The organism is Kitasatospora sp. NPDC059571 (genome assembly GCF_042735675.1).
Taxonomy (GTDB): Bacteria; Actinomycetota; Actinomycetes; order Streptomycetales; family Streptomycetaceae; genus Kitasatospora.
In genome coordinates this window covers 1,506-13,020 of sequence record NZ_JBHWBW010000134.1, presented here as the reverse complement: position 1 = coordinate 13,020, position 11,515 = coordinate 1,506, and the positions used below count along the sequence as shown (strand labels likewise).

9 protein-coding genes are annotated in these 11,515 nt (G+C 75.3%); all 9 read right to left on the bottom strand.

Annotated elements, in window-relative coordinates; all coding sequences use genetic code 11:
* Nucleotides 1–163: 163 nt before the first annotated feature.
* Nucleotides 164–1,366, bottom strand: coding sequence for a cytochrome P450 (locus ACFV0G_RS17395; protein ID WP_380547712.1), 1,203 nt, complete (start codon nucleotides 1,364–1,366; stop codon nucleotides 164–166).
* Between the two features lie 55 nt (nucleotides 1,367–1,421).
* Entirely contained in the window at nucleotides 1,422–2,339 is a 918-nt protein-coding gene (locus ACFV0G_RS17390; RefSeq protein ID WP_380547709.1) for a phytanoyl-CoA dioxygenase family protein, read from the bottom strand.
* 10 nt (nucleotides 2,340–2,349) lie between these two features.
* A complete protein-coding gene (locus ACFV0G_RS17385; RefSeq protein ID WP_380547706.1) occupies nucleotides 2,350–3,279 on the bottom strand; it encodes a glycosyltransferase in 930 nt (309 codons plus the stop codon).
* 173 nt (nucleotides 3,280–3,452) lie between these two features.
* Nucleotides 3,453–4,352, bottom strand: coding sequence for an aldo/keto reductase (locus ACFV0G_RS17380; protein WP_380547703.1), 900 nt, complete (start codon nucleotides 4,350–4,352; stop codon nucleotides 3,453–3,455).
* Between the two features lie 59 nt (nucleotides 4,353–4,411).
* A complete protein-coding gene (serS, locus tag ACFV0G_RS17375) occupies nucleotides 4,412–5,662 on the bottom strand; it encodes a serine--tRNA ligase (RefSeq protein WP_380547700.1) in 1,251 nt (416 codons plus the stop codon).
* A gap of 29 nt (nucleotides 5,663–5,691) precedes the next feature.
* Nucleotides 5,692–6,927 (bottom strand): M20 family metallopeptidase, encoded by a 1,236-nt coding sequence (locus ACFV0G_RS17370; RefSeq protein WP_380547697.1) that lies wholly within the window; start codon nucleotides 6,925–6,927, stop codon nucleotides 5,692–5,694.
* Complete coding sequence (locus ACFV0G_RS17365) at nucleotides 6,920–7,969, bottom strand: 4Fe-4S dicluster domain-containing protein (protein ID WP_380547694.1); 1,050 nt, start codon at nucleotides 7,967–7,969, stop codon at nucleotides 6,920–6,922. Before ACFV0G_RS17365 ends, ACFV0G_RS17370 begins: the two co-directional genes overlap by 8 nt.
* Nucleotide 7,970: 1 nt before the next feature.
* Nucleotides 7,971–10,400, bottom strand: a complete 2,430-nt coding sequence (locus ACFV0G_RS17360) for an FAD-linked oxidase C-terminal domain-containing protein (protein WP_380547690.1) — start codon at nucleotides 10,398–10,400, stop codon at nucleotides 7,971–7,973.
* Nucleotides 10,397–11,362 carry a hypothetical protein gene (locus ACFV0G_RS17355; RefSeq protein WP_380547687.1) on the bottom strand — a complete coding sequence of 322 codons (966 nt, stop codon included), beginning with the start codon at nucleotides 11,360–11,362 and terminating at the stop codon, nucleotides 10,397–10,399. The genes ACFV0G_RS17360 and ACFV0G_RS17355 overlap by 4 nt, the downstream gene beginning before the upstream one ends.
* Between the last annotated feature and the right edge of the window lie 153 nt (nucleotides 11,363–11,515).

Sequence of the window (11,515 nt, the reverse complement as noted above, 5' to 3'; positions counted from 1 at the left end):
CACCCCCTCCCACCATCGAACACCAACCCCCCCCTCCGCCCCCCCCCCCCCCCCCACGCCCCCCCCCCCCCCCCCCCCCACGGCCGGCACGCAGGGTCGGTCAGGTGCGGAGGCGTGCGTGGGCGTCGTGCTCGTCGTGCAGTGCAGTGCAGAGCGGGAGGGCTCAGAACAGGAAGGGGACCGCCGCGAACGCCGTGGAGCCGAAGCTCGGCAACCGCTCGCCGGGCCCGGCCGGCCGAGGCGGCACCGGGCGTTCCAGCAGGGCGCGCACGGCCGCCTCGATCTGCACCACGGCGGACGCGCGGCCGAGGCAGTGGTGGATCCCGCGGCCGAAGGTCAACGCGGCACCCGCTCCCTCGGGCCGTCGGGGATCGAACCGCTCGCCGTCGGGGAAGACGGCCTCGTCCCGGTTGGCGGAGGCGATGACCAGCTTCACCGGGGCGCCGGCCGCGATCCGGTGGCCGTCGACCTCGAGTTCGTGGACGGCGATCCGGGAGGCGAAGTGGAAGGACGCGTCGTGGCGCAGGGCCTCCGCGACCACCGCGTCCGGCCGCACCTCACCGGACCGGACGGCTTCCACCAGGGCCGGATCGGCGAACAGTCCGAGCGCGGCGACCGCGATCGCGGTGCTCACCGGTTCGATTCCGCCGGTCAGGAGCTGCGCGAACAGCGCCGTGACCTGGTCGAGCGTCAACTCCCCGGTGCGCCAGAGGTCGTGCATGATGCCCGCCACCTGGCTGCCGCGCCGCGGCATGAGCTCGTCGGTCAGGTAGGCGCGGAGCGGACGCAGGGCCGCCGTGACGCCCTCGCCCGCGGCGACCCGGAAGCCCGGGCTGGTGAGGTAGCCCATGACGGCCGCCGACCATTCCAGGACCCGCGGCTCCTCGGCGGACTCCACGCCCAGCATCGAACAGGTCGCGCGGACCGCGAAGGGCACCGCGAAGTCGGCGAGGAGATCGTGCCTCCCGGGCCCCAGACCCGCGCCGAGCGTCCGGGCCAGCCGGTCCAGGCCGGCGGAGTCGGCCCGGGCGGCCGCCGGCGTGAACGCCTGTTTCAGCGGGGACTTGAGCAGGGTGTGCACCGGTGGGTCCGAGAACGCCATCCACAGGTTCAGCCAGGACTCCACGGGTTCGATCGCGGCGCGCAGCACCGGTTCCATGGCCGCGACCTGGGCGGTCTTGTCACGTGACCGCAGCCCGGGATCGGACAGCAGCCGCCGCACGTCCTCGTGCCTGGTCACCAGCCAGCAGTGCGCGTCCTCGCTCCAGTGGACCGGGGAGTGGCGGCGCAGCCGCGCGTACAGGGGATAGGGGTCGGTGACGTTCTCGGGGGCCGTCACGTTGCCGATGTCGCTGCTGAGGAGCATGCTCTCCGTCCTTGTCATGGCGTCCTTGTCATGCGTCCGGGTCCGGGCGTCCCGGTCAGGTGTGCTGCGCCCGCGACCGGTAGAAGGACGGCGCCTTCTGCCGCCGCAGGCGGACGACCTCCGCGGCCTCGGCGGGGGTCGACCAGCCGGTGGGCAGGTCGAGACCCAGCAGGTCGCGGACGATCGCGGGGTTCCGGTCGAGGAACCCGGGGGTGACCGAGGGCCCGTAGTGCTCCTGCGGGCGCAGGTAGCTCCGGGCGAACAGGACGGACACCGTGAGCCGCAGCCCGTCGTTGGTGCGGGGGTAGGCGCCGTGCCAGGTGTTGCCGTGGAAGACGATCGCCGAGCCGGCCGGTGCCTCGACCGGCACGGAGTGCTCCGCCGCCCGCTCGTCGCGGGGACGGTGCCCGTAGCGGTGGCTCCCGGGCACGATCCGCAGGCAGCCGTCGGCCCGGGTGTAGTCGCTCAGGCAGTAGTTGACGTTGGCCAGCTGGGCGTACGGCGCGACCGGGTCGGGAACGTACGCGGTGTCCGAGTGGACGCCGAGCGCGGTGCTCCCGGGCCCCTTCACATAGCCCGTCATGCTGCTCAGGACCCGGTTGCGGCCGAGCAGGTAGGTGATCAGGTGCAGCGGCTCGGGCCGGACCAGGAGCTCCTCGTAGGCGCGCCCGCCGCGGGTCAGCAGCATGACGACCTCCTGCGTGCGGTCGCGGTGGCTCGCGCCGGACAGCCGGTCCACGGCGACCGCGTCGTCCTCGGCCGCGGCGGACAGCAGCCCGCCGCGCAGGTCGGCGACGGCCGACGCGGACAGGGCGTTCTCGATGACCGTGTAGCCCAGGACGTCCAGGTCCACGACGTGGCGCTCCAACGGGGCCAGCTGCTCCCGCAGCTCGACCAGTCCGTCGGTGAGCGGTCGCGGGCCCTCGTCCCTGGTCGAGCGCAGGTGTCCCAGCACGTCGTCGTCGCCTTTCACTCGGCGCCTCTCACTCGGCACGGGTTCGGGTGGTGCGATGCGCGGCCATCGCGAGCTCACGGGGTGCGGCGGCGCGCTGCGGCGTCCAGGCACCCGTCGCGCAGGCCTCGGGGCGGGGGGTGAGCCGGGCGACGCCGCGCAGGACCCGGTCCTGCGTCCACATCAGGCCGGCGGTGCGGCTGCCGGCCGTGGACGCGGCGAAGCAGTGCGCGATGCAGGCCTCCAGCGCCCGGACCCTGCCCGGCTCGCGTTCGGCCAGGGCCGCCCAGCCGCGCCGGCTGCGCAGCTTCTGGCGGCACCACTCGCGGTAGGTCCGGGGGGCCGACACCTCCACCCCGGCGTTCGCCGCGTACGCGAACCGGGCCCCGGCGCGTTCGGCGGCGAGGCCGATCGACGCGTCGTCGACCAGGGCGACGTCGAGGCTCTCCGGCAGGAGTTCGCTGCGCAGGGCGTAGAGCGCCCCGGGGAGTGCCCAGCGGTGTTCCGGCCGCTGCGAGCGCAGCAGGTTCCAGGCGTCCGCAGACATGGTGGCCCAGTGGGTCAGCAGCCGCGCGACCGGCGGGCCGGTGGCCGCACCGAAGGTGATGCGGCCGGCCGCGACATCGGCCGTGCCGCTGCGGACCGTCCGCGTCAGTTCGTCGAACGCCGCGGCGTCGGGGCGGACGTCCGCATCGACCAGGACTAGGACGTCGCCGTCCGCGTGGGCCGCGCCGACCCGCAGCGCCTGGAACTTCCCCGGGCGCTCGGTGGCCAGCCAGCGGATCCGGTGGTCCCGGATCGGCGGCCGGTGCAGCATCGGCGACGTGGTCGGGGTGATGACGACGATTTCGAACGGTTCGTCGAGCTGCTCGGCGGCCCTGAGGATCCCGGGCAGCGTCGACGGCAGGGTCAATTCCTCGTTCCGCGCCGGAATGAGGATGCTGACGGTCGTGCCGGTCATGGCCGTTCCCCCTTCCCGGCATGCGGTGTGACACTCGTTCGGATGGTGCACGAGGAACGTATGACAGAACATGACTGCTAGTCAATATTACTTGTCACAATGCACCCCCGGCGGGATCGGGCGGGGCGTGGACCAGCGGCGGGCGGCAGCGGCCGGGGACGGCCGACGGCCGCTCAGCCGGACATACGGGACTGCACCGACTCCACGAAGGCGTGCGGCCAGCCGGGCTGCACGGCCGAGGCGCGCTCCAGCCGGTCGAGGACCGGCCCGGGCAGCCGCAGGTGCGCACCGAGCAGGCTCTCCGCGAGGTGGTCGGCGCTGGAGGCGCCCAGGACGGGGATCAGCCCCTTGGCGCGGACGAACGCGACCGCCACGGCGGCCGGGGGCACCCCGAGTTCCCGCGCGGCCCCGACGGTCAGCCGGGCCCGGCTCCGGGACTCCTCGTCCGCCCCCGCGGGACGGAGCAGCCGGCCGCGCCCCAGCGGCGACCAGGCGAACACCGGAAGGCCGAGGTCCCGGGCCATCGGGAGCAGCTCCCGGTCGCTGTCGCGCTGCGCGAGCGAGTACTCCACCTGCATGGCGGAGAACGGCGCGCGGTCCCTGAGCTGGGCCGTGGCCTGGTAGCGGCTCACCACCCAGGCCGGGGTGTTGCAGACGCCCACGTACAGCACCCGGCCCGCCCGGACCTGGTCGTCGAGGGCGGGCAGCAACTCCTCGATCCGGGTGCCGTGCTGCCAGGCGTGCACCCACAGGACGTCCACCCGGTCGGTCCGCAGCCGCCGCAGGCTCCCCTCGAGCGACTCGACGAGGCTGCGCCGCGAGAGGCCGCCGGTGAACGGCGCCCCGGGGCCGCGCAGTCCGAACTTGGTGCCGAGCAGGACCTGGTCGCGGCAGCCCCGCAGCAGTCGGCCCAGCGTCAGCTCCGACTCCCCGTCCGCGTAGGTCGGAGCGGTGTCCAGCACGGTGCCCCCGGCCTCCCGGTAGGCGCCGAGGATCCGCCCGCAGTCCGCGTCGGCGGCGGACGGCCGCCCGGGAAGGCCGAAGTTCAGCGTGCCGAGCGCCACTTCGGACACCCGCACACCGGTGGCCCCGAGGGGCACCGATGCGAGGGGCGGTACGGCGGCCGCGGACGTCACCGGGCGATGACCTCCAGCCCGTTCATGTACGGCCGCAGCACCTCCGGGACGGTCACCGAGCCGTCGGCGTTCTGGTAGTTCTCCACGATGGCCACCAGGATCCGGGGCGAGGCGACCGCGGTGTTGTTGAGCGTGTGCACGAACTCCTTGCCCTGGCCGACGCGGTAGCGGATCCGCGAGCGCCGGGCCTGGAAGTCCAGGAGGGTCGAGCACGAGTGGGTCTCGGAGTAGCTGTCCCGGCCGGGCATCCAGGTCTCGACCTCGTGCTTGCGGTACTGCCCGAGACCGGTCTCGCCGGAGCACGCCAGCGCGACCCGGTACGGCAGCTCCAGCCCCTGGAGGATGGTCTCGGAGTTGTCGAGCAGGCCGTAGTGCTCGCGCTCCGACACGGCCGGGTCCGCGTGGCAGAGGACGACCTGCTCCACCTTGGTGAACTGGTGGACCCGGTACAGGCCCCGGCTGTCCCGGCCCGCCGCGCCGGCCTCGCGCCGGAAGCACGTGCTCCAGCCGGCGTAGCGCAGCGGCAGCTGCTCCTCGGAGAGGATCGAGTCGCTGTGCATGGCCACCAGGCCGACCTCGCTGGTGCCGACCAGGTACAGGTCGTCGGCCGGGAGCTGGTACGTCTCCTCGCGGCTGCCGGGGAAGAAACCGGTGCCGAAGAGCGCCTGCTCCCGCACGATGACCGGCGGGATGACCGGGGTGAAGCCCCGGCCGACCACGGTGTCCAGGGCGTAGCGCAGCACCGCGAGCTCCAGCAGCGCGCCCGGGCCGGTCAACGCGTAGGACCGGCCGCCGGCGAACCTCCGGGGCCCGTCCAGGTTGACCATGCCCAGGCCGAGCATGAGCTCCAGGTGGTCGCGCGCGGGGAAGTCGAAGGTCCGCGGCGTGCTCCAGGTGCGGACCTCCAGGTTGTCGCTGTCGTCGTCGCCCTCGGGCACCTCGGGCGCGAGGATGTTCGGCACCCTCGCCAACAGGGCGTCGAAGCTCGCGCGCAGGTCCCGGTTGGCCTTCTCGGCCGCCCGGACCTGGTCGCCCAGGTCCTTCGCGAGCTGCCGCCCCTCGCCGCCCGCGCCGACCTGCCGGGAGGCCTGCTTGAGGCCGTGCCGGAGGGCGTCGAGCCGCTCGGTCGCCCGGCGGACCTCCCGGTCCAGCTCGACGAGGTGGTCGATGTCGACGTCCACCCGCTTGGCGTGGGCCGCCCGCTTCACCGCGTCGGGGTCGGTCCGGATGAGTTCGAGGTTGATCATGACGGAGGGGAACTCCTTGTTTCTGGGCGTTACCGGCCGGCTCGGCGCCGGCCGACGGGCTGGAGGAAGTCGGCTGCGACCGTTTCGATCTGGTCGGCGGCCAGGACGAGGTGCCGGACCGGCCCGTACTCGTCCGGGGCGTGGGCCTGGTCGAGGTGGCCGGGCCCGTGGACCACGGCGGGCGTTCCGGCCCGGGCGAAGAACCGGGCGTCGCTGCCGCCGGCGAACGAGCAGCGCCCGCCGGCCCCGTCGACCGGGGTGCGGTCGAAGGCGAGCACCAAGGGGTGGTCGGCGGCCACGGCGTGCGACTCGCACCCGCCCCCCTGGTACGGACGGACCGTCAGCGCACTGCCGGGACACGCGTCTGCGACGGCGGACGCGGCGCGGGTGTAGACCCCCATCACCACGTCGTGCCGCTGCCCGGGAAGGACCCGGACGTCGCACCGCATCACGCACCCGCTCGACAGCGTCCCCGGATGGCCGGGGGCCGCCAGGTGGCCCACGTTCAGCCGCGGGTGGTGGGGGAACGCGGGATCGGTCGGCAGCTGCGCGAGCAGCGCCTCGACCTCCGCCATGAAGCGCCGGGCGACCTCGACCGCGTCCTGGCCCCGCGTCGGCGTGCCGGCGTGCGCCCCGGCGGTGGTGACGGTCACCTCGGCCCACGCGTTGCCGAGCTGCGCGGCCGACGGCAGACAGCCGGTGGGCTCGCTGACGATGGCCGCGTCCGCGGCGAGCAGGCCCTCCGACAGCAGGAAGGCCGCGCCCAGCGCGCTGCCGTCCTCCTCGTCGGCGACGCCCTGGACCTCCAGACGGCCCGACCAGTCGTCCCGCCGCGCGAGGCGCTCGGCCGCGACCACCATGGCGGCGAGGCCTCCCTTGGTGTCGCAGGCGCCGAGCCCGTAGAGGAGGCCGTCGGCGATCCGGGCGACCAGCGGGTCGCCGCTCCAGCCCGCGGGCTCCGCCCCAGGGGGCGCGGCGGGCTTGGTGTCGAGGTGCGCCTGGAGGATCAGGTGCGGGCCCTCGCCGCGCTCCAGGACGGCGAGGACGTTCGGCCGGCCGGGCCGCGCGTAGCGCCGCCGGACGTCGAAGCCGGCCCGCTCCAGGCGGGCCTGGACGACGGCGGCGACCGGCTCCTCGTCGCCGGGCGGATTCGCGCTCGGCGCGGCGATGAGCTCCGCGCACAGCCGCACGACCGGATCGTCGGCCGGGGCGTGGACGGTGTCGGTCGGCGACGGGCTCGCCGCCGTCGCCGCAAGGTCAGTCATGGTGCAGTCCCTCCAGGTAGAAGCGCGCGGTCGAGTGCCTCGCCAGGTTCCGCGGGTCCGCGGTGAGCAGGCCGCGCCCGTCCAGCCACCGTTCCTTGGCCTCCGCCTGGTGCCGCAGCGAGGCGATCGTGCGTGGGTGGCGGATGTCCCGCCCCGCGACACCGGCGTACCGGCGCGGCAGCAGGGCGGGCCGCGGGTGGTCCCGGGGCACCGCGTCGAGCAGGGGGGCGAACCAGTCGTCCTCGGGGACGGCGGTGTCGACGAGCTCGGCGCCGGCGTCCGGCTCGAACCTCCACCGGCCCGGGTGACGCTGCGCCAGGTACCGGGGCAGCGGCAGGACCTCCACGCCGACCGGGGCGAGGACGGCGGCGATCCGGCTCGCCGCCCGGTCGAGCAGGACGACGGTGGAACCGCTCGGAGTGGCCCGCCGCAGCGCCTCGACGGCGCGGCGGTCCTCCGCCGGGCGGCCGTCGTCCGCGAGCAGCCCGCAGGCGGCGGCGGCCCACCGCTCCCAGTCCTCGTGGCCGTCCGTCCGGCCGGCGCCGCCGTCCAGTGCGGCCAGCAGGCGCCGGGCCCGCGCGGGGGCGTCCGGCCGCAGCGCCGTGAGGTAGGGGCTGAAGGCGATCAGCGGTCCCGCAGCCGCAATCGGGCCGGGCGGCTCCGGGGCGAGGAGGCGCAGGCGGGTCACCGCTCGCTCGCGGACGGCTTCGAGGTCGCGCTCGGCGGGGCTCGCGGGCGCTTCCCGCGGACCCGGATCCGCCGCGGGGCGCCCGTGGTTCATCGCGGACCACAGGCCGTTCAGCTCCTCCGGCAGATCGACCCCGGTAGGGCAGGGGGCGACGCACAGACCGCAGCCGGTGCAGTCCCAGAAGGTCCGGTCCACGGATCCGGAAGCGTCCCCGTCCCGCAGCGCGGCGAGCAGGGTCCAGACCCGCCCGCGCGGACCGTCGTGCTCCATCCGGGTCTCGAGGTAGGTCGGGCAGGAGGACAGGCAGAGTCCGCAGCGGGTGCAGCGGTCGAGCGTCGTGCCGGCGGTCGTCACATCACACCTCGAAGGCGGCCGCGACCCTGGACCCCAGGGAGGACGTGCCGCGGGAAGGGGGGCGGTGGGGTCCGGCCACGGCACCCGGGGGGTGCCAGAGCGCCCCGGGACCGGCGGAGGCGAAGGCCGGCTCGCCCGCGTCGCGCAGCCGTCGCAGCACCTCGACCAGGTGCCAGGGCTGACCGGTCCGGTGTTCCAGGTCGGCCCGGTCGGCCAGGGCCGTGACCACGGGGGAGTCCAGCGGGGATTCGCCCGCCCGGAGCTCGAAGGCGTGGGAGCGCAGCGCGGTGCGCAGGCGGGCGGCGTGCTCGTCCAGGGTCCCGCCGCGCACTTCGAGGAGGCCGGTCACCAGGACCCGGGCCGACGGCTCCAGGAGGACACCCAGAGAGGTGAACGGCAGGCCGAGGCGGTGCAGTTCGCGGCAGAGGAGGGCGCCCTGCGCGGGATCCGCCGCCTCGACCTCCAGGGAGCGGCGGTCGGTCGGGCGGGGCAGCAGCCGCAGCGAGACCGAGGTCAGCCGGCCGATCCGGCCCCGGCCGCCGAAGGCGAGTCTGCGCAGCTCGTAGCCGGAGACGTCCTTGGTGCAGGATCCGCCGACGGTCAGGACCTCGTCCGGCCCCGCCGAGAGTCCGGCCGACAGGACCAGGTCGCGGGCGCGGACCGCGAGGGTCTCCCGCAGGGCCGGGCTGCCGCGGTCGACCGCCGTGAGGACGGACGACTCCGCACCGCCGCCGAGGGGTTCGTACACCAGCTCCAGCCCGGTGCCGCGCAGGGCGTCTGCGACCGCCGCGAAGTCGACGTCGGCGGCAGCGATGTCCACGGCGCCGTCGCCGGTGCGGACGCGCAGCGCGGGGGCGCCGGCGGCAGCCGAACGGCGTCGGCCGGGCCCGGGGGAGCCGTCCGCGACCGGCCGCCCGCCCGGTTCGGTCTCCGGCCCGGTCGTCGGTGCCGGCTCCGGGAGGATCTTCCCCGGGTTGCACAGCCCGGCCGGGTCGAAGGCGTCCTTGATCCCCCGCATGACCAGGAGTTCGCGCGCGCCGTGGAACAGCGGCATGAACTCCGCCTTCTCCAGCCCGACTCCGTGCTCGCCGGAGAGCGAGCCGTCCAGCGCGGCGCAGTCGGCGAGCACATCGGCGAGGAACCCCCGCAGCTTCGTGCGGTAGTCGGGATCCGCCGGGTCGTAGAACGGCGCCGGGTGGACGTTCCCGTCCGCCGCGTGGAACGTGTTGAGGATGGGCAGGTCGTGCTGGTCCGCCCGGCGCCGCAGGGCGGCCATCAGTGTGGTGAGCCGGCTGCGCGGCACCACGGCGTCGAACAGGTAGTAGCACGGCCGCCCGCCGGTGGCGACCATGCGGCGGACCTTCTCCCTGACCAGCTGGGCGCGGGTCGCCATGAAGGCCCGGCTGGACAGCAGTTCCGACCGTCCGCCGGCCTGCGCCGTCGCCGCGGCCAGCGCGGCTGCCTGGTGGCGGACCTCTCCGGCCGTCCCCTCCACCTCGATGAACAGCAGTGAGGGGTCGCCGTGCACCGGCGCCCCCGGCACGTACGCGCTGGTGATCATGTCGATGGCGCTGGGGAGCAGGCCCAGGCCCAGGACCCGCTCGACGGTGGCGGCGGCCGCGTCCTGCTCGTCGAACCGCGCGACCAGGACCCGCGAGCACTCCGGCTCCCGTTCGACCCGCAGGGTGAGGCCGCGGATCGCACCGAGGGTGCCCTCCGAGCCGACCAGCACGCCGCGCAGGTCCAGCCCGCCCCGCCAGACGTCCTCCTCCCCGAACGCGGCGGTGCTCCCGTCGGGAAGGACCACGTCGAGCGCGACCACGAAGTTGGACGTCGGGCCGACCGCCAGGGCGTGCGGCCCGCCGGCGTTCTCGGCGACGTTCCCGCCCACCGTGCAGACCTGGTAGGACGAGGGGTCCGGCAGGTAGCGCAGCCCGTACGGCGCCAGCGCCTCCCGCAGGTCCGCCAGCACCACGCCCGGCTCGCAGCGGACCAGGCGCCGGTCGGGGTCGATCTCCAGGATGCGGTCCAGGTCCCGGGTCAGCAGGACCGCGCCGCCGCGGTCGGCGAGCGCCCCACCGCTGTAGCCGGTGCCGGCGCCGCGCATCACCCACGGCACCGAGTGGCGCCCGGCGGCCAGCACCAGGTCGCGCACGTCGTCACCGGAGCGCGGGACGAGCACGGCGTCGGGGCGGCGGCTGTCCAGCGACGCGTCGTAGGAGTGCAGGCCGAGGGTGGTCGGATCGGTGAGCACGCGCTGCGCCCCGAGCAGCTCCCGGGCCGCGTCGGCGAAGGCCGCGAGCCCCGCGGCGGGCGGGGCCTGCGGCGCGGGACGGCTCGGGGTCGGGCCGACGAGCCGCGGGCCGTGGCACAGTTCGAGGCCCGCGGCGGGGAGGCGGCCGTACCCCGGCCCGGGGGCGCTGGACGTCACAGGAACGCGTCCACCCGTGCGAGGTCCGCGGCGTCGGGGCACAGCTCGACCGCCACGGGGACGAACCGCGCCCACGCCCAGGCCATGACCTGCTGGGCCGACCGCCAGGCCAGGACCGCCTCCTCGGGCGTCAGGCCGTCGGCGTGCTCGACGCACCGCTTGAGCCCGGCCACCCGGTCCGCCGCCCGCAGGCCCTCGGCGCCGAACCGCTCCGTGATGAACGGGCGGGCCGTGGTCGCCCAGTCGGAGAGGATGACGATGTGGTGCCCGGCGTGCAGCTCCTCGGCGGTCAGCGCCAGGGCGAGCGCATCCTTGAGCGCCTCCTCCGCGTAGCGGGCGGACTCCACCACCAGGGGCGCCGGCGCGTTCAGCCAGTCGACGGCCCACGGCAGGTGGTCGAGGACGTTGCGGTAGTGGGACAGCGCACGGTGCACCGTACGGATCCACCCGGCGTCACGCCGGGGATGCTCCCGCAGGCAGTCGAGGTCCTCGGCCCTGCCGGTGAGCAGATGGAAGTTCGCGGCCCAGCCCGGGCCGATGGTGGGGGGCAACCGGTACCGGTTCGGCTGCTGCTCGCCTTCGAGGACCTTGCTGGTGACCGTGATCGTCCGGCCGGTGTGGTTGACCTCGGGCCGCATCGACAGCGTGAACGGGTGGCAGTCCACGTGCAGGGTGCGACCGTGCGGTGCGAGCGCGGCGCGGACGCCGGTCCACAGCCGGGCGGTCTCCAGGCGCAGGTCCGCCGCCCGCCCGGGCTCGGCGATGAAGTAGACGTTGAGGTTCGGGCCTCGGCGGTTCCAGTGGCCGCTCACGTAGCTGCCGGTGAGGAAGGCCGTGCGCACCAGCTCCGGGTGGCGGACGGCGAACTCGTCGATCGGCCGCACCACCAGGTCGGCCATCACCGTGTCGACCGGGAGGGGCCCGGTGGCGGACCCGGCGGCAGTGCTCGTCGTCGTCAGCACGCCGCCACCTCGACCGTCGTGCTGCTCTCGATGCTGAGCCGCGCGGCGGCGGCCACCTCGGCCAGGGCGGGCGGCGGCGCGCCGCGGGCCCCGGAGAGCGGGGGGCCGGGGGGGGGGCGCGGGGGGGGGTGGGCTGGGGGGGGGCTCGGGGCG